An 18,541-nucleotide genomic window follows, 5' to 3' on the forward strand; every position below is an offset into this window, starting at 1 on the left:
CCATGCCGCGGTTCCCTGGTTGCGTGTCACCCCGCGTGCCGCAGTTGGATGACGCGGTGTCCGGGCCGCGGCTCGACCCGCCGGACGGCGGTTGCGGTGAGCATCGTGCCCCAGGCGCGGGCAGCGCCGTGTCGCATGGCCGCCGGGTTCCCCGTGGTGAGGAAGACCCGCTCCGCTTGGTCGGCCGTCCGTGCCTCCGGATACCGGTAGGCGATCGCGGCCGCCAAGTGCTCGGCCGGATCGATGAGCAGTGCATTCGGCAGCGCCTCGGCGAACCACCGGCGTGCCGCGGGATAATGCGTGCAGGCCAGCACCAGGGCTTCCACCTCGCGTAGCGGTGCCACGATGTCGGCCAAGTCTGCCCGGAACCGCCTAGAGCCGGCTCGGCCGGCTTCGATGTGCGCGGACAGGGGCTGCGCGACCCGGCTCAGGACTCCCCGCCCCGGCCGGGCCAGGCCCCGCCGGTAGAGCCCGGCATCGATGGTGCGCAGCCCCCCGACCACCCCGACCAGGGTGAGATCTTCGGGTACGGAAGCCAACCCGTGGGCGATGATCCCCTCGACCGGGACCGGTGCCCCGCCCAACCGTGCGACCACGGTGCTGGCGGCGTTGCAGGCCAGCACGACCTCGGTGGCGCCGCGCTCGGCGAGGTGGGGTGATCACGGTCATCAGACGATCGGTCAGCTGGTTGGCACTCATCCGGCCGTAAGGCGTGGCTCCGGCGTCCGACCAGTACAGCACCGGCAGGCCGGGAGCCAGTTGGTCCAGCGCGTTGACCAGACCCACACCGCCGATGCCCCAGTCGACGATGCCCAGCCGGGCTTCGGTTGGCGTGGCCATCACGGGTAGGAGAGCGGGGCGGTCTGCCCCTTGGTCAGGGGTCCAGAGTCGAACGCGATCACCCGCGCTGACATGGTGGTCGTCAGCATCTCGAGGTGGGCGCCCGGGAAACGGCTGCCGAAATACCAGCGATATTCGTGCTCGGCACGGATGGGATTGTGTTGCAACATATTCCGCCAATCTGGGTGTTGGGTCAACGCGGCGAGGTCATGAGCGAATTGCGGTCGGGCGCGGCGAGTCCGCAAGTGCGCGACGGCCGATCGGGCCAGGATGGGCAGCTCGCGCAGCCGCACCGGTTGCTCGACCATGTCGACCACCCACAGCCGTCCGCCGGGCGCGAGCACTCTGCGGATCTCGGCCATCACCGGATCCCAGTCCAGGTAACGGAAGGACAGGAAGGAGATCACCACATCGATGTGGTCGTCGGGCACATCTAACGCGGGCCCATTGACCTTGCCGAATCGCAGGCGGGCGCGGTCGCGGCTGCGTTCGCGTGCCCGAGCCAGCATTCCCTCGGAGCTGTCCACGCCGACGGCGAAGTCGATGTCACCGTTCTCGTCCAATGCGCGCAGCAAAGCCCCGTTGCCGCAACCGATTTCCAGTACGCGAAGGCGTCGGCCGAGGTCGGAGTGCAGGCCGGCCAGCCGGTTGGCGACCCATTCCCATTCGGCTTCACGGACGCGGATGTCGGCGTAGGCGCGGTCGTACAGTTCGGCGACGCGATCGTAGGAGCGCTCCGGATGCGTTGCGGCGGGCAGGCTTTGCACCATGGGCTCGGCGGCGCAGCCGAGATACTTGCGCACGCTGCCCGCCCAGCCGTGCGACTTCTTGCCCGGAGCGGCGATCATATAAAGCCTCGGGCGGGCCGCCGGATGACGACCCGCCCACGCAAACCGGTCCTTGCGCGTGGACACGGTGGTGTAGTTGTGGTTGCCGAACGCGGCGACGCCGAACACGTCGGCGAAGAACGGCGCGAACCAGCGCGCCGTCCGGCAAGCGTGGAAATATGCCTGAGCGCCCGCGGCGAAGGGGATCGCCATGTCCCGCCACTCGTGCGGAGAGAACTGCTCGGGCCAGTCGGTGGAGCCGAACATCGGCCCGTACATGCCGGAGTGGCTGATCAGGTGCAGCTGGCTGATCTTTCGGCCGGTCAGCGTGAGTCGGGTGAGTTCGGCTTCGAAGTCGGCCTTGCGGTGCAGACCCGAGACGATCACTTCCGCGTCAGGATTCTCGTCGGCGAGTTCGCGGCCCATGGTGGCCGCAGCCACCGCGAATTCGGCCGAGCCGCCTCGATAGTGGGTGGTGTGCGCGACCCAGATGACGGGCTTCTGCCGGTTCCTGGGAGCGACGTCGGCGAACGGGAGGCGCGGATGGTCACCTGCTGGGATCCAGGCGCCGAAGTCGCCGACGAGTTCAAGCACCTCGGCGCGCTCCATGTCGAAGACCCGCATGCCGGCCGGCGGTGGGCTATAGAGGTGCAGGGTGAGCCCACCCGATTCGGCGGTCATGTCGTGGATGTCTTCGGGTGAAACCGGAATAGTGGTGGCTTCTCGGCGGATGGCCCGCTCGGCGACGAGCAACTGCGTTTCTTCCCAGTCGAATCGCCGCTCATGAAAGTCGCCTTCGACCGCGATTACGAAGCCCTTTGAACCGCCGTGGTCGTGTGGCGCGCAGCTGCTTTCCGGACGCCAGCGCGCCAGCATGATTTCGACCTGGTCGTCGACCCGCAGGACCGACCGGGAATACGGCTCGCCGTCCTTGGGGTCTTGCGCCAAAGCCGACAGCAGCGGGCGGGCCGCCACGGCGCGTGCCAGCAATTCGGGACCAGGGGTCTCGCCCCGGACCGCGACCGCGGCCAGCGCGTCGAGTAAGGGAACCACTTCCGAGAGCCCGTCGCGCCTGGTGAGCGGCTCGACGTGTGCGATTTCGGTCATGATCGACCCCCTTTCGACGACCAAGGCTGGGGTTGCCACCGTGATGGTTCTGGTTCGTCGCTTTTGCTGTGTTGTTACCAACCCACACGCTTGTGCCGAGCCCTTGAAGGATCCTTGGAGGATTCTTGGAACGCTGGACACCGGCTAGCGTCGAGCGTGGGCCTCATGGACGCGAAGCGTGCGTTTCAGCTGCGTGAGGCCCACGCTCGGCGGGGATCATGACGCCCGCGCTGTCACTCCCCGACAGCGCGGGCGTCCAGCGGGTTGAGCCGGTTCACGATCAGCGGGTCCGCCTTTGTGAACGGAAAGTCGGGCAGGTCGTCGATGTGGGTGTCGAACGCGGCCGCGAGCACCCGGCGGGGGTAGGCGCTGACCGCGGTGCGATAGCCGACATCCCCAGGGGTGGGCTGGTCGAAGAAGATGCAGAAGTGCAGCTCAGGGGCGTCGAACACCTCGATGTGATGCGGGTAGGCGCGCGGGATGAAGTACACGTCGCCTTGCCGCAGGTACCAGCTGTCCAGGTCGCCGTTCGGGTTCATTACGGTCATGCGCGCCGCGCCACGGTTCACATAGCCCATCTCCGCAGTGATCGGGTGCCAGTGCGGCTCGCGCATGCCGTCCTCGCGGATCCGCAGGGAGTACATCGACAAGTCCTTGAGCGCCGGCCAGTACTGCACCCGCGCGGTCCGCGCGCTGCCAACGGCACTGCTGACCGGCGGCGTCATCGCCTCGACCGAGAACTTGTGCGGGTCGTCGAAGTACGCACTCGTCGGCACCGAGGGATCTCCGTCAAGGGCGGCCAGCGTCCGATCGGTGGTGCTGCGACGGATCGCCGCGAAGTCCGAGGCCGGCAGGTCATAGGTGTTGCCCAGCACGGCGTCGGTCATGGCGCCGAAGGCGGCGCCGAGGCCGAAGTCCTCCGGGCGCTCGTTGCGGAACGTGACGATGAACTCGGCGGCCTCGGTGCCAATGTTCTCGATGTGGTGCAGCGAACCCGAGTCGATATGGAACATGTCGCCCGCGTTCACCACGAACGAGGCAAAACGGCTGCCGGTGTCGAGCACCGAGACAAGCGCGCTCCCCGCGACGCAGTAGGTCAGTTCGTTGGCATTGGCGTGCCAGTGCGGTGTCCGCATGGCGCCGGGGTTGAGCAGCAGTCGCTTGATCGAGAGGCCCGTCAGAATGGGGAAGTTGTCGGCCGTCAGCCGGTGAATGGACCCGAGATCGGACTCTTCGGCGAGCGAGCTGTTCGTCAGTGATGTGACGTGTGTGCTTGTGGTGGTGAGCATTTCGGCCTCCGGAAACAGTACCCCGTATTCGTAACGCTTCTTACGATGCCGTCCCGGAAACAGCCCGTCCAACACTCATATTGAATGTGTCGATCGGCTTCGGTTATCAACCACCGCGGGCGTTACCCGCGGGGTGCGGCGCCTGCGCGCTCGAGTTCGGTTCGCGTCTGGTCGATCTGGTCGTAGGCGTAGTTGGCCATGGCGGCGGTGGTCATTTTGCCGCCAACCTGCGCACACTTTTCGTACGTTGCATCTCCCAACGCATTGCGCAAATCCTTGATCACGGTCTTGAGCTCGGGTACCGACTGTGCGGTCACTGGACTGAACGCGAATCCGGCCAGGGTGGCGGCCGGCTCGTGCCGGTCCAAGCGCTCGAAGAATGCGGCAAGCAGCGCCAGCGGTGTGCTCATCATCGCGGTGCTGCCCGCCTCGTGATGATTGCGAATGGCCAGGGTGAAGAAGTCCAGTGCGGCCAACGGATCGCCGTGGTTGGCTTCGACGCGGCACAGCACAGCGGCCAGGTGGGACACAGCACTGCGGTTCCCGCTCTCCTGGGCGAGCGACAAGCCGCGGCGCATGACCTTCATCGCCCGGGCGGGGTCGGTGTCGCGAAAAGCAAAGCCATCGGCAAGCGCCGCGAAACAGATCGCGAACGGATTTCGGGTGGCTTGAGCGGCCTCGACCAGGCCGTCGGCAAGTGCCATGGCCTCATCGCTGGGACCTTGGATCGATAACGCCAAGATGAGACATCCTCGAGTGAGGGTGAGGACGTCGCGACCGCGGGCCAATTGGGTGCGGGACAATGCGATTCCACGCTCTGGTCGTCCACTGACGGTGAAGGCGCCACTGGGCCATGCGTGCAGACCATAAGGCACTGTGCCGGCACAACTGTCGAGCATCTGCACGGCGCGTTCAGCGTACCTGAGCGCATCGGTGAATCGACCGGCCGAGTAACACATCGACGCCAGCACATGGAGAAATGTCGCCCTGGGATGGTCGGCGGCGTGGGTGGCCTCCAGCAGTTCTTCGGCCCAGGTAATCGGTTCGAAGTTGTCCACCGAATAGCCAAGAAAGGCAGCATTTTCGGCGATCGCGGCGGCATCATCGAGAACTCGGTGGTCGGCCGCCCAGCGAAAAGCGGTACGAAGATTGGCCAGCTCGGCGCAGAACCATGCGTAGGCCTGGCGTTGTTCGGGGCTGTCCCACACGGTCATGATGTGGGTGCTCCGCCGGGCGAAGTGTTGGGCGTGGGCGCCCCGAACCTCCTGTGCCACACCGCGACCCGCTAGCTGCTCCTCGGCGAACTCACGGATCGTCTCCAGCATCGAATAACGTGTCCGCCCCGCCCTTCGGTCGACGGTGACCAATGATTTGCGCACCAGCGCATCCAGCAGATCCAAGACCTCGTAATCGTCGCTGTCTGATCCGACGACCGCACATGCGCTTTGCAGGTCAAAGCCACCCGCGAAGATCGAACACCGTTCCAGCAAGAGCTGTTCCGCGGGATCGAGGTGGTCGTAGGACCACGCGACGGCGTGCCGCAGGGTCTGGTGTCGACCCAGACCGCGCCGTGAGCCGACTAATAGCCTAAAACGGTGGTTAAGGCGGTCCCGAACCTCGATCGGTGACATCGACGCCATCCGCGACGCCGCCAATTCGATCGCCAACGGTATCCCGTCCAGACGCCGGCAGATCTCGATCACCGCGGTCGCGTCGTCGGCTTCCGCGACGCTGAAATCTGCCGAAACACTCTGCGCGCGTTCGACGAACAGGCTCACGGCCGGAGAGGCGATGCCGCTGCCCACGCCCAGCGACGGCACTGACCACAATTGTTCGTCGGCGACCTCCAGCCGTTCCCGACTGGTGGCCAGGATCCGCACGCTCGTCGAGCGAGCCAGTATCTCTTCGATCAGATCGGCCGCGGCATCGCGGACATGCTCGCAGTTGTCGAACACCAGGAGCCGGATCCGACCCTCAAGGGCGTCGGCCACACTTTCGGTCACGTTCTTACCGGGCTGCTGGGTGATGCCCAGCACCGCGGCCGCCGCGTCGGGTACCGCGCCTGGGTCGGCGACCGCGGCCAGCTCGAAAAACCAGACACCGTCCGGGAATTCGTCGGATACGCGGGTAGCGACCTCACAAGCCAACCGCGTCTTGCCCACGCCGCCGACGCCGGCCAGCGTCACCAGCCGGTGCACCTTCAGCGCGGCTCGCACCTGGTCGATCTCGGACTCGCGTCCGACGAAACTGGTCAACGCCGGCCGAAGATTACCGGGGCTGCTGTCCAGCGCTCGTAACGCGGGAAACTCGGTGCGCAGGCCCGGCGCACGCACTTGGAACACCCCGACCGGCGTGGACAGGTCTCGAAGTCGCCGCGGACCCAGCTCCAGCAGGTCGACGCCGGTGACCAGCGCCGCCGTCGAATCCGTCAACAGGATCTGCCCGCCATGGCCGGCGGCCATCACCCGCGCGGCCCGATTCAGCGCCGTGCCGAAGTAGTCTGCGTCGCGCAGTTCCGCTTCCCCGGTCGCCAAGCCCATCCGTACCGGCAACTCAAGTGCCTGCTGCGCGGCGACGGCGGCGTCGACGGCGGACCGGGGAGAGGCGAACGCGGCGCACACCCCGTCACCGGTGTGTTTAAACACGCAGCCGCCGCGAGTTTCGATGGCCTGACGCAGCACCTGGTCGTGAGCGGCTAACGCGGTCCGCATGCCCAGCGCGTCCGACTCCCACCGACGCGTGGAACCTTCCACGTCGGTGAACAGGAACGTCACAATCCCCGCCGGCCAATCCCGCGGATCAGCGCTCACCCACGCAGAATGCCACAGCGAACGTCTAGGTGACAGACTTCTCCCGTGTCTGGAATCGACTTCACCTCGGTGGCACCGATCGTGCCCGTCCTAGACCTCGACGCCGCACTCGACCGCTACCGCCGGCTCGGCTTCGATGCACGCGGCTACGAAGGCCCGGAGCGCTACGGCTTTGTCGACCGCGGATCGGTGTCAATGCATCTGACCGAATGGGCCGAGCATGACCCGTTGCGCACCGCATCGAGTGTGTATCTCTACGTCAGCGACGCCGACGCCCTCTACGCGGAGTGGCAGGCGCTGGAAAACCTCGGCGGCCGCCTGCACCCACCACATGACACTCCTTACGGCCTACGGGAATTCGCTTACGTCGATCCCGACGGCACGCTGCACCGCGTCGGCTCGCGGCTCTAGCTGTTGCGGTAGATCTTGATCGCGGTGGTGATCATCGGGATCTGCAGCGGCAGCCGGGCCAACGCGATCGCCCGCATGTACCACCGCTTGCCCCACCACAGCCGAACCATGTTGAGGTTGCCCGGGTAGACGCCGATGAACAACGCGGCCGCGGCCGCCGCGGCGGGACGCCGGGTGCGTCGTGACAGCAGCAGCGTTCCGATGACGAGCTCGGCGACCCCCGAGGCATAGGTGTAAAGCCGTGCGCTAAAAGGAAGCTCGGCCGGGATGATGCCGTCGAACGGTTTAGGTGCGAGAAAGTGCAGGGTGCCCATGCCGAGCAGGCCCACCCCGACGCGCTGGGCGGTGATCTGCGTTGAGTCGCGCTGAACGAGCGGTTGGGTGGTCATGGATACCATTCTTGCCGCCGAAGCTGCGCGTTCACGACCGGGTGGCGCGACGGTTGATCTCGCGTGCCACCCAGGACGGTGCGATGTTGGCCACCGCCATCAAAGCCTTGCCCTGCCTGCCCACCGCGAAGTGCGGACCGTGCGGGAGTCGCGGCCGGCCTCGGGCGATCTTCAGGATGGATTCCGCGACGTCGTCGGCAGTCAGTGACACTCCCATGGTCCGAGTGCTTCCGGTGTCCACGCCACTGACCATGCCGGTGTCGACGAACAGCGGCCACACTGCGCAGACCCTGATATCGTCCGCGGCCCATTCCAATTCGAGTGCCTCGGTCAGCCCGCGGATCGCGAACTTGGACGCGGAGTACGCCGCCAGCTCGGCCTGTCCGTACATGGCCGATGCCGAACATACATTGATCACCTGTGCCTCGGGCGTCGATCGGAGGTATGGATAGGCCGAATGACAACCGTTGAGTGTGCCGCCCACGTTGACATCGATGATTTTCCGTTGCGCCGAGAGAGGTATCTCCGCGAAGCGCCCCGATTCGAGGATGCCGGCGTTGTTGATCAGCACGTCCAATTGGCCGCCGGTGCGCTCGGCGAGCTCGCCCAGGCGGGTGGCCCACGCGTCAGCGTCCTGCACGTCGAGGGAATCGACCACTGCCTCCGGCCGCAGCTCGGCGCGCAAAGCCTCCAGCGCCGAAGGGTCGCGGCCGTAAGCGGCGACGCGGTACCCCGCGCGGTCGAACCGAACGGCTGTCGCGCGGCCGATGCCTGCCGTGCCGCCGGTGATGGCGACGGTCTTGCTGATCATGGTTGCCTCCTCGCCATCCCTATTGCCGCGTGGCGGGCGTTCAACCTCGGGAACGGCACAACCCGGACGTAGGATCCCCGAATGGCTAACCAGCTCTCCGGCGAGCGTCGCGTCGCGGGTTGGCAGCGGGCGCTGCGCTGGGTCGCTTGGCTGGCGTTTTTGGGCATTGCGGTCAAGGACTCCGACCGACCGTCCTTCGGCGCGATGGAGTTTCTGACACTGGCGATCGCAATCGGCATCAGCGTCTGGTGCCTGGCGCGGCCGCTCGGTGGGCCGAAAGTCGAGATCGAGACCCCGGCGCAGGCGCGCGGGACCTTCGTGTCGAAGACCAGCTGGGGGTTGGTGTTGCTGGGTGCGATCCTCACGGTCGGCGGCGTGGGTGCCATCGGTGCGATCGTCTACGACCTGTCCACCGGCCGGGCCACGGTCAGGGACGTGCTGCACGACATCGCCCTCTTCGTCGAGGGCTGGCTCGCCGAGATGTTCACCAACTACGCCTATGACGCGGAGCTGGAGAAGACGCACGCCTACGCGTTGTTCGTGCTGATCGTGCCCGGCCTACTGCTGGTTGGCTTCAACCTGCTCCCGTTCCTGCGGCGCGGCAACGAGTTCCGCGTCGAACCCGACGCCTCGATCTCCGTTCGCGACAGCCGCGGCTTCTCGCCACTGGTCGAATACGAATATTGCGCTGTCACCGCCGACGGAACGACGATCCGCTTTACCCCGGCCGCACCCCACACACCGGCCATCGTCCTGCCGCAGGCGCGAGTGTTCTGCCGCGAGAACGGGGCGCGCTTGGAACCGGCCATCAGCGGCGAACTCATCGGGCAACGACTGGCGCGGCGCGGCTTCACCGTCGACTACATCGACAGCAAACGCGGTCATTTCCGCGCCCGTAGCGGCGGTCCGGGCGGGGTTTAACATGCACGGGGACGCCCACCACAGGCAGGAGATCTCATGGTCGAGATTCATATCGAGCGAACCATCGCCGCGCCCGTGGAGAAGGTATTCGACTGGCTGGCGGATCCGGCGAGCCTGGCCGCCGCCCCGCTGGTGATCAAGTCTGGCTGGGCGAAGGACTCACCGGCTCCGGGGGCGGGTGCCGTCCGAGTAGTGCTGGCTACCGGCATGTGGTTCCGCGAGGACATCACCGCCTACGACCGCCCGAACAAGTACTCCTACCTCATCGCCCGCTCGATTCCTGCCTTCAACCACGACGGCGGCACGCTGACCTTCACCCCGTCCGGGAACGGCACCCGCGTGGACTGGCTGACCAACTACACCCACCCCGGGTACGCGGGCGGGAAATTGCTGGAAAAGGTCAGCCGCCCGTTGTTGCGGTGGAACTTCGAGGCGATCCTGTCCGCCTGCGCAAAAGCCCTGGAGAGCTGAGGGTGGCGCGCGCTGCGGGGCGTACCTTCGTGGTGACCGGTGCGGCCTCGGGCATCGGCCTGGCCACCGCGCGGCGGCTGCTGGACGACGGCGGCACCGTCATCGGTGCGGACCTGACCGCGCCCCCCGACTTGGGTCCGCACTTTCATTTCGTGCCGGCCGACGTCACCGACGAGGCGTCGGTCGCGGCGGTGTTCGCGGCGGTACCCGACCGCCTGGACGGGGTCGTGCATTCCGCCGGGGTGGCCGGCGGCGGCCCGGTTCATCTGCTCCCGCAAGCCGAATGGGACCGGGTGATCGGGGTGAACCTGACCGCGACGTTCCTGGTCGCCAAGGCGGCGTTGGCCAAGATGATCGAGCAGCCGCGGGTCGACGGCGAGCGTGGCTCGATCGTCACGCTGGCCAGTGTCGAAGGGCTGGAAGGGACCGCGGGCGGCAGTTCGTACAATGCCGCTAAGGGTGGAGTTGTGTTGCTGACCAAGAACATTGCGCTCGACTACGGTCCCAGCGGCATCCGGGCCAACGCCATCTGTCCGGGGTTCATCGAAACGCCGATGCTCCAGTCCGTGTTCGAACTGCCCGGCATGGATGGCCCGTTGGACTCGATCACCACCGAGCACGCCTTGCAGCGGTTGGGCCGCCCGGAAGAGATTGGGGCCGTAGCGGCTTTTCTTGTTTCCCCGGACGCGTCGTTCGTGACGGGCCAGGCCATCGCGGTCGACGGCGGTTACACCGCCGGGCGGGACCACGGCGTGGTCAAGCTGTTCGGCCTACCCGGCTGATCAATCGCCTTTTCCGCCTTTGGGTTTCTTGCCGTGCTTGCCCGGGGGCCCGGGGGGCGGCGGCGCCGGTTCCGGCGTGCTGGCGACTGTGTTCGCGGGTGCGACGGTGGTGGTCGGTGGTGGCAAGGGGGCGGTGGTGCCGGCCGGCGACGGCGTGGGCGTCGACAACGACGGACTGATGACGATCAACAGAACCGCGAGCACGAAGGTGGCCAGCAATGCCGCCGCCCACAGCCCGCGCCGGGCGGGAGGCGCCTGCGGTGGTGGGCCGATGAAGGTGTTGCTGCCTAACGGGGGCAACGGGGCCGTCATCACCCGCGTTGCCGGCCGAATCGGCGAGGTTGCCGGGTCGGCGCTGCCGAGGGCGGCGCGCATGTCTCTGGCCTGACCGAACTTCTGGCTGGGTTGGCGGGCCATCGCCCGTTCAATCACCGCGGCGAGGTTCGGTCGAACATCCGGTCGTACAGCGGTCAGCGGTGCCGGCGACTGGCGCAGGATCGCGTGTGCCAACGAACCGAAGTCGTTCTGCGGGAACGGGCGGCGCCCGGTCAGGGCCTCGTACCCGACAACTCCCAGGGCATACAGGTCGTCGGTCGGGGTAGCCGGTTTGCCGGTCAACCGGTCCGGGCTCAAGTAGGCCATGCTGCCGACGATTTGGCCCGTCATGGTCTGCACGCCACCGCTGGTCTTGGCGATCCCGAAATCTGCCAGCTTGGCTTCGCCTGTCGCGGTGAACAGGATATTGCCGGGCTTGACGTCGCGGTGCACGATACCGGCGTCGTGTGCGACGGCAAGCGCGTCGAGAACGTCTTCGAGGACGGACTGGACGAAGGGCTGGGGTAGCGGACCCCGGGCGATGTGGTCGGCCAGCGACATCCCGGGCAGTCGCTCCATCACGATGAACGGCATCCCGTGGTGTTCTCCGACGTCGTGGACCACCACGATGTGCTGACTGCTCAGGGCGGCGGCGGCGCGTGCCTCGGTCTCGAACCGCAGCCGGCTTTCCGGCCGCGGCTCGGCGATCGGATTGAGCAGTTTGATCGCCACCCGGCGGCCTAGCTTCGAGTCCCACCCCTCGCGAACCTCGGCCATGCCCCCGCGGCCCAGCACCGGCCCCAATTCATAGCGGCCTGCGAGCAGTCCCGGCGGTGGCTCCAACACCGCCGCACCCGTGGGCTGGGGCTGGCGACTCGTGGGGCTTGCGGGCTGAGTTTCCATATGTCGTATTCAGGTCATGATGTCGTATTCAGGTCATGCGGGATCGCGCGCGATTTCTGCCCGTTTGGGTAGCCGATTGTCCGGCGGGCGAAACCTGCGGCGTACTGTTCACCTTCGATCGGCGGTAAGCGGCGATAGGAATCAGATGACGTCGGTTAAAGATGACCAGCTCGTTTCGCTGGCTCGCGGGATGCGCGAATTGGTGCGTGCCGAAGCCGCCGAATCCGAGCGGAAACGCACCATGACCGACGCGATCGTCGACGAGATGTGGGCCAGCGGGCTGATGACGGCACTGAGCCCCGACGAGGCCGGCGGCATCGAACCGTCGTTGGCCGAGATCATCGAGACGTGGATTGAAATGGCCTGGCAGGACGGCTCTTTCGGGTGGATCGGGATCGCTAACCTGCCGTCCCGGTTCGCCGCGGCCACGTACCTTCCCGACGAGGGTTTCGCCGAGGTGTTCACCGCCCACGACAACCACGTGACCATGGGCGGGCAATTCTTCCCGAATGGGCAGGGCGCCGTCATCGACGGTGGCTATCGGGTGAGCGGTTCGTGGAGTTTCGGCTCGGGCGTCGGTCATTCCCAGTACGTCGCGGCCGGCTTCTTCCCGATGGATGACGGCGAAATGCGCTGGATCAGCGACGGCATTCCGGAGATGCGGGTGGCGGTGATTCCGCGCGACGAGATCCAATTCAACGACGGCTGGCATGTGCAGGGTCTCAAGGGCACCGGTTCCTTCGATTACAGCGCCGAAAACGTGTTCGTGCCCACGGCCAGGACGTTCGGGCTGTTCGACCGTCACCCGTACCGCGGGACGTCGCCGTCCGCGCGGATGGGCCTGATGCCGGTGACCGCCGCCGGGCACGCGTCGTGGGCGCTTGGAGTGGCCAAGAGCATGCTCGACGACGTCGCCGAGCTGGCGGCGACGAAATTCCGGATGAGCGACATGGCGTCGCTGGCCAGCCGGCCCACCTTCCAGAAAGGCCTGGCGCACCATGTCGCCGCCTGGCGCGCCGCCCGGCTGCTGGTGCTCGACGCGTTCAGCACCGCGGAAACCGTGGTCGCCGCGGGGGAGGACCTGAACCCGACTCTGCGGGCTGACATGCGAGCGGCTGCCGTCTACGCCACCGATACCGCGCGCGAATGTGCCGAGTGGGCTCACCTGGTGGCAGGCACCAGCTCGATCCGGGAGGGCAGCCGGCTCGAACGCGCCTTCCGTGACCTCTACACCGGCACCCAGCACGCCTTTATCAGCGAGAAGGTCGCGATGGACTGCGCGCAGATCTGGTTGGGCATCATCGACGATCAGTTCGGACTGTGATCTGTTTGACTGTTGCCATGACTGACCATGAGCTGGCCGCGCGATTGGCCACCGAGGCGGGCCGGTTGTTGCTCGGAGTCCGGGCCGAATTCGCCGATGCCGATGCAAGCGAGCGGAAAGCCGCGGGCGACAAGCGCTCTCACGACTTCCTGATGGAAGCGCTGGGCGTCGAGCGGCCCGACGATGCGGTGCTGTCCGAGGAGGGCGCCGACGACCCGGTGCGGTTGCACTCGGAGCGGGTGTGGATCGTCGATCCGCTGGACGGCACGCGGGAGTTCTCCGAACTCGAGCGCGCCGACTGGGCGGTGCACGTGGCGCTGTGGCAAGGTGGCGAACTCGTCGCAGGCGCGGTCGCCCTGCCGGCCCAGGGAATCACGCTGGCGACCCCGACGGTCGCGCCGCCGCCGGCCACCCCGGACAAGCCGCGAATCGTGGTCTCACGTACCCGTCCACCCGCCATCGCGCTGGCCGTGCGGGACGAGCTGGGCGGGATTCTGGTCGAAATGGGTTCTGCCGGCGCCAAAGTGGCCTCGATAGTGCAGGGACGCTCCGATGTTTACGTCCACGCCGGCGGCCAGTTCGAGTGGGATTCAGCCGCACCGGTAGCCGTCGCCAGGGCCGCCGGCTTGCACACCTCCCGCATCGACGGATCCGCGTTGGCCTACAACCAGCCCGATCCCAAGCTGCCGGATCTGGTGGTGTGCCGTTCCGAATTTGCCGGCGCGGTGCTATCGGTCACCGGCCATTCCTGACCGACCGGCCCCGACCGGCCGGAGACACGGCTTTGCCCGCCTCGTGGCGAATACTGCCCGGCATGAAACAGCAATTCCAGCAAGGGATTACGTATTCCACCGGCAGTGTCGCTCGGAGGCGGGCAACAGTCCATATTCCTCGGGAAGGGCGTATTTCGCCTTACTTTGCCCCGCTGAACTTGGCAAGGATTCCGGAGGCCACGCTGCCGCCGATGATCAGCCCGATACCCAGCAGGAAGTCCACCGAGTCGGTGACCAGTCCCACCACACCGGTGACGACGATGAATGTCGGCAACCATTCGACCATCTGCAGCATTGAGGGGACCTCCGCCGCCTCACCGTTGTCCAAGTCGAACATGGCCGAGGCGTAGTCGGGGTAGAACTCGGTGAAGGCGATTGCGAAGAAGATCGCTGCCAGCTGCAGGATCCAACCCGTCCAGAAGTTGCCCGCGTCCTGCAGAACCGCATCGCCGAAGAAACCGGCCGCCGCCGCGAACGTGAAAGCACTCGCCCACACCGCCGTGATCACGTTGTTGATCCGCTTGAACAGCGGGCTGTCCCAATACTCCTGCGGCGTCGTATCCTTCGCGTACGCCATGGTGAATGGCCGGCGAATCAGCACCGTGAACCACGCGAACAAGGCGAGGGAGATGTTGGTCAACTCGCCGGCCCACACTTCCAGGATGCGCAGGACGCTGTCGGTGGCGAACAGGCCGACGATGGCCAGCGCAGCGAAGAAGACGGCGCCGAACACTTCCAGCAGGTGGATCTTGATGCCGCGCGCCAGGCCGACGAGCAAGATCAACACCGACAAGGCCAGCGCAGAGGCCACCGCGATCTCGAAGCGGCCCGGTGCCGACAGGATTGACAACAGCGCCCACGGCGCGATTCCGGAGAACGGCGACTTCAAGAATCCGTCGAGTACGTCGCCGACGCCGCGGCGTGCCTTGGGCTGCTCCAGCGACGGCTGCGTGTCGCGGGGGGTTGGCTGTGTCATAGCAGGCTCCGATTTCCTGACGTTCCAATTGTGACAGGTCGATACTGACATACGAGCAATGACATGTCAATTGTGGAGGGTTATGATGATCCGGTGAGCTTACGACATGCCGCGTTGGGGTTGTTGTCCCAAGAGCCCGGCAGCGGGTATGACCTGCTGAAACGCTTTAAAGAGTCGATGGACAACATGTGGCCGGCCACCCAGAGCCAGCTCTACGGCGAGCTCAACAAGCTCGCCGCCGGCGGGCTGATCAAGGTCTCCGACGTGGGTCCGCGCGGGCGTAAGGAGTACGAGATCACCGAGGCCGGCCGCGCCGAGTTGTATCGGTGGATGACGTCGCCGCAAGAGGATCCACCCATCCGCAACGCCGCGATCCTGCGGGTCTTCCTACTCGGTCAACTCGAGCCCGCCCAAGCGCGGGAGTATCTCCAGTCATTGTTGTCCCTGGCCGAAGAAGAACACGCCCGGTTCGCCGAGATGCTCGAGGCCTACGACTGGACGGTGGACGACGACGCGTTCTTCGCCCGAGCCGCCCTGGAACAGGGTCTGCGCTGGACCCAGCATGAAATCGAATGGGCGAAGTGGGTGCTCGACGGCTTGCGGGAGCGCAGCGCTAAACGGTCGGCTTAAACCGGCTCAGCCGGCCGGCCCGCCCGCAGCGCATCCCCAAGCGTCCAGATTGCCACGCCGAGCAACACCAGGTCTTTGAGCAGGAACTGGCCGGGAAGCGCGGTCAGGACGGGTATCCCCGCCGCATGGGTGGCAAACAGCCCGGGCGTAGTGAACAGGAAGCTCACCGTCCCCATAAACAGCACGACGGCCAGCGCGCTACCGAGCGCGGACACCCTGGACCATAACGGGAAGGTCGCGAGCAGCAGTGCCGCAACGATTTCCATCGTTCCCAAGGCTCGTGCGACGGTCGTGACGCTGAGGAAGTTGTAAATCCAGCTCATCAACGGGCTGTGTTCGATGAGCACTTTCGATTCCATCTTGACGTACTTGCCGAACCCGATCCAGGCCAGCACCACGACCAGTCCGTAGCGGGCGAGGAGCTGGCCGAGGCGAGTGAGTTTGTCTGCGATTGAAGCCACAGCAATTTATTACGTGGCAGCACGGCGGTCGGTTCGATCGCGAAGCGCTCGACCCATCCGGGCCACGGCCTCGGTCAAGATCGCCTGCGAGGTCGCAAAGTTCAGCCGGACGTGGCCCGCGCCGCCGGTCCCAAACACGTGCCCTGAGCTGAGCGCGACCCGGGCGTGATCGCGAAACCAGCGCGCGGGACCGGACAGATCGGCTACCACCTTCAGGCCGTCGGTGTGGTCATCGTCGATGCCGAGCGCGCGGCAGTCCAGCCAGGCGAGGTAAGTGCCCTGTGGTAGGAGCAGCCGCACGCCGGGAAGGTGCTCGGCAACCAGGTCGGTGAGCAGCGCGCGGTTGGTGTCCAGGCCTGCCAGCAGCGCATCGAGCCAGTCGCCTCCGGCGCTGAACGCCGCGGTGTGCGCGATGAGGCCCAAGTGGCTGGCGCCGTGGCCCACCTCTTCGGGCATCCGGCGCAGATCCGCACCCGCCTCGGGGCCGGCGATGGCCAGCGCCGCCTTGATACCCGCGAGATTCCACGCCTTGGACGCCGAAGTCAGCGCCAGCGCATTCTCGGCACCCGGGACGCTCAGATAGGGCGTGAAGCGTGCCCCCGATAACACCAGCGGAGCGTGGATCTCGTCGGAGACCACCCGGACATCGAAGCGGCGGGCCAACTCGGCGACCGCACGCAATTCGTCGGCGGTGTGTACGACGCCGGTCGGGTTGTGCGGGTTGCACAACAGGTAGGCAACGTTGCCGGTAGTGCCCGCAACCTTGCGCGATCGCGCAAACGCTTCGGCCAACACGTCGAGGTCGATACGCCCCTCGGCATTCAGCGGAGCCTCCAGCACGGTGCGGCCGTCGTGCGAAACGAACGCGTAAAACGGCGCGTACACAGGCGAATTGACAATGACCGTCGCACCACGGTCGGTGACCAGACGCAACATCTCGACGATGCCCAGCATGACGTCGGGCACCACCCGGGTGCGCCCGACAGACAACCCGTCCCACTGCCAGCGCCGGGCGGCGAATTCGCTGATCGCTTTGGCGTAGCCCTTACCGTGCGGGTAGCCGGTATCGCCGGCGGCGACCGCCCGGTGAATGGCTTCCGCCACGCTGGGGGCGAGGTTGACGTCCATCTCGGCGACCCACAAGGGCAGGACGTCGGCGGGGTGGGCACGCCACTTCATGCTGGTGCGGCGGCGCAATTGATCGAGCGTCAACTCCTCGAGCGGGTTATCGACCACTGCTCGAGACTAGAAGACGGCGCAGCTCAGGAGCTCAGGACGTGACGAAGGCGTGTTTGGGGATGGTCAGCGGCAGATCCACCGAACTAAGCAGACCGGGTTGTGCGGCAACCACATACGGGACGGCGTTGACCACGCGCATGGCGGTGGCCACCATGGCGCCCGCCCCCGAGGTCATGTCCGCGATTCCGGCTCGGGCGGGATCACGCAACGTGGCGGCCAGGCTGCAGTCGATGTCGGGGTCGCCGCTGATCAGCACGCGGTAGGAGAGGTCGCCGATTCCGGTGGGCCAGTCCGGCGCGACGTCATGCGCCAGGCGGGTGACGTGCTCGATGACGATGGCCTCCCGGCCGTCGACCACGCCGATGGCCCGCATCCGGAGCGCGCCGCAGGTACCGGCTTCGACGGTGCCCATTGCCACATCCAGTGTCCGGTTCGTCACTGCGCGATCGAACGTCTCGCGAATCTCCTGTACCTCTACCCCGAGCGCGTCGCCGATCAACCGGATCTGGCCCTGCCACTCACCGGCGATCGCGCCCGGAAAGCTGATCCATGGCTGGTAGTCCAGTGGGCGACCGAAACCCAAAGCGTCGCTCATGATGTCGGGCACGCCGTAGTCGTCGTAGAGACCGATCTCGTAGGAATGGATCCTCTCGATGGCCGAGGATTGCGTGCACAGCACCAACGGCAGATAGTCCGCGGCGAAGCCGGGCTCGATCCCCGAGGCGTACAACGACGCCTGCCCCTGCTTGGCGGCGGCGACCAACTGGTCACGCCACTCGGTGGGCGTGTAGGCGTGCGGATTCACCAGCCGGGTGGTGCTGGTGGTGACGACGTTGAGGCCGGCTTCCAGCAACTTCACGTAGTCCGGGATCGCCAGCGCGTCGCGCTCGGGGCCACTGGCGGCATAGATGACGCAGTCGGGCTTCAGTGCTATGAGAGCATCGGCATCGGTGGTGGCGGCAACCCCGATCGGATCCCCACCGGCAAGTTCGCCGGCGTCCCGGCCGTCCTTGTCCGGCGAATGCACCCATACCCCAACGAGTTCCAGGTTCGGGCGTCGTTGGATCGCGCGAATGGCTATCGACCCGATGCCTCCCGTCGCCCAAACCACTACGCGGTGACTTGCCGGGTTGGCCATCGGGGCCCCCTTGCTGCTGTGCAATACCGAATATTTGATCCGCAAGCTAACAGCCGGCGCGCTGACGGGTCAAGGGTTGCAGGGTGTCCTGTGCCGTCCTGGCCGAGTGGCTTGAACAAACGTT

The 18,541-nt window shown here is 66.4% G+C and carries 17 protein-coding genes and 1 pseudogene; 7 read left to right on the top strand and 11 right to left on the bottom strand.

All coding sequences use genetic code 11. From position 1 onward, the window contains the following. Positions 1-26 precede the first annotated feature (26 nt). The 4 genes and pseudogenes from BN972_RS14610 to BN972_RS14625 form a co-directional block, all read right to left on the bottom strand. Positions 27-638, bottom strand: a pseudogene (locus BN972_RS14610) (aspartate/glutamate racemase family protein); the annotation flags it as partial. A gap of 201 nt (positions 639-839) precedes the next feature. After that, positions 840-2,774, bottom strand: a complete 1,935-nt coding sequence (locus tag BN972_RS27745; protein ID WP_051545473.1) for a methyltransferase domain-containing protein — start codon at positions 2,772-2,774, stop codon at positions 840-842. Positions 2,775-3,007: 233 nt separating this feature from the next. Next, positions 3,008-4,063 (bottom strand): cupin domain-containing protein, encoded by a 1,056-nt coding sequence (locus tag BN972_RS14620; protein ID WP_036360902.1) that lies wholly within the window; start codon positions 4,061-4,063, stop codon positions 3,008-3,010. 122 nt (positions 4,064-4,185) lie between these two features. Next, entirely contained in the window at positions 4,186-6,873 is a 2,688-nt protein-coding gene (locus BN972_RS14625) for an ATP-binding protein (RefSeq protein ID WP_036359100.1), read from the bottom strand. A gap of 54 nt (positions 6,874-6,927) precedes the next feature. On the opposite strand from BN972_RS14625, the gene BN972_RS14630 reads away from it, so the two are divergent. Next, positions 6,928-7,284, top strand: a complete 357-nt coding sequence (locus BN972_RS14630) for a bleomycin resistance protein (RefSeq protein WP_080696956.1) — start codon at positions 6,928-6,930, stop codon at positions 7,282-7,284. On the opposite strand, the gene BN972_RS14635 is transcribed toward BN972_RS14630, so the two are convergent. Next, positions 7,281-7,673, bottom strand: a complete 393-nt coding sequence (locus tag BN972_RS14635) for a DoxX family protein (RefSeq protein ID WP_036359104.1) — start codon at positions 7,671-7,673, stop codon at positions 7,281-7,283. The two genes, BN972_RS14630 and BN972_RS14635, sit on opposite strands and share 4 nt — an antisense overlap. A 31-nt stretch (positions 7,674-7,704) precedes the next feature. After that, the gene (locus BN972_RS14640; protein ID WP_036359107.1) at positions 7,705-8,484 is read right to left on the bottom strand and encodes an SDR family oxidoreductase; all 780 of its coding nucleotides are present in this window, start codon (positions 8,482-8,484) and stop codon (positions 7,705-7,707) included. Positions 8,485-8,565: 81 nt separating this feature from the next. On the opposite strand from BN972_RS14640, the gene BN972_RS14645 reads away from it, so the two are divergent. From BN972_RS14645 to BN972_RS14655, 3 genes are read left to right on the top strand one after another with little or no spacing between them, the layout of a single operon-like run. Beyond that, on the top strand, positions 8,566-9,405 hold the full coding sequence (locus BN972_RS14645) for a hypothetical protein (protein WP_036359110.1): 840 nt from the start codon (positions 8,566-8,568) through the stop codon (positions 9,403-9,405). A gap of 36 nt (positions 9,406-9,441) precedes the next feature. Continuing rightward, positions 9,442-9,876, top strand: coding sequence for an SRPBCC family protein (locus BN972_RS14650; protein ID WP_036359113.1), 435 nt, complete (start codon positions 9,442-9,444; stop codon positions 9,874-9,876). 2 nt (positions 9,877-9,878) lie between these two features. Further along, positions 9,879-10,658 (top strand): SDR family NAD(P)-dependent oxidoreductase, encoded by a 780-nt coding sequence (locus BN972_RS14655; RefSeq protein WP_036359116.1) that lies wholly within the window; start codon positions 9,879-9,881, stop codon positions 10,656-10,658. Here the strand turns inward: BN972_RS14655 and BN972_RS14660 are convergent, their stop codons facing one another. Then, on the bottom strand, positions 10,659-11,819 hold the full coding sequence (locus BN972_RS14660; RefSeq protein WP_235192457.1) for a serine/threonine-protein kinase: 1,161 nt from the start codon (positions 11,817-11,819) through the stop codon (positions 10,659-10,661). A gap of 202 nt (positions 11,820-12,021) precedes the next feature. On the opposite strand from BN972_RS14660, the gene BN972_RS14665 reads away from it, so the two are divergent. Next, positions 12,022-13,200, top strand: coding sequence for an acyl-CoA dehydrogenase family protein (locus BN972_RS14665; protein ID WP_036359119.1), 1,179 nt, complete (start codon positions 12,022-12,024; stop codon positions 13,198-13,200). A gap of 17 nt (positions 13,201-13,217) precedes the next feature. Further along, entirely contained in the window at positions 13,218-13,952 is a 735-nt protein-coding gene (locus BN972_RS14670) for a 3'(2'),5'-bisphosphate nucleotidase CysQ (protein ID WP_036360906.1), read from the top strand. A 160-nt stretch (positions 13,953-14,112) separates the two neighbouring features. Here BN972_RS14670 and BN972_RS14675 read toward each other — a convergent pair whose 3' ends face one another. Further along, on the bottom strand, positions 14,113-14,949 hold the full coding sequence (locus tag BN972_RS14675) for a DUF3159 domain-containing protein (protein WP_235192458.1): 837 nt from the start codon (positions 14,947-14,949) through the stop codon (positions 14,113-14,115). 93 nt (positions 14,950-15,042) lie between these two features. Here BN972_RS14675 and BN972_RS14680 point away from each other — a divergent pair, with 93 nt between their 5' ends. Continuing rightward, on the top strand, positions 15,043-15,579 hold the full coding sequence (locus BN972_RS14680; RefSeq protein WP_036360909.1) for a PadR family transcriptional regulator: 537 nt from the start codon (positions 15,043-15,045) through the stop codon (positions 15,577-15,579). Here the strand turns inward: BN972_RS14680 and BN972_RS14685 are convergent. From BN972_RS14685 to BN972_RS14695, 3 genes are read right to left on the bottom strand one after another with little or no spacing between them, the layout of a single operon-like run. Beyond that, positions 15,576-16,040, bottom strand: a complete 465-nt coding sequence (locus BN972_RS14685) for a DUF417 family protein (RefSeq protein WP_036359122.1) — start codon at positions 16,038-16,040, stop codon at positions 15,576-15,578. The two genes, BN972_RS14680 and BN972_RS14685, sit on opposite strands and share 4 nt — an antisense overlap. A gap of 9 nt (positions 16,041-16,049) precedes the next feature. Then, positions 16,050-17,276, bottom strand: coding sequence for a MalY/PatB family protein (locus BN972_RS14690; RefSeq protein ID WP_036359125.1), 1,227 nt, complete (start codon positions 17,274-17,276; stop codon positions 16,050-16,052). Between the two features lie 34 nt (positions 17,277-17,310). Beyond that, a complete protein-coding gene (locus BN972_RS14695; RefSeq protein WP_036359127.1) occupies positions 17,311-18,417 on the bottom strand; it encodes an NAD(P)H-dependent amine dehydrogenase family protein in 1,107 nt (368 codons plus the stop codon). Between the last annotated feature and the right edge of the window lie 124 nt (positions 18,418-18,541).

The sequence above is a fragment of the Mycobacterium asiaticum DSM 44297 genome (assembly GCF_000613245.1).
Taxonomy (GTDB): domain Bacteria; phylum Actinomycetota; class Actinomycetes; order Mycobacteriales; family Mycobacteriaceae; genus Mycobacterium; species Mycobacterium asiaticum.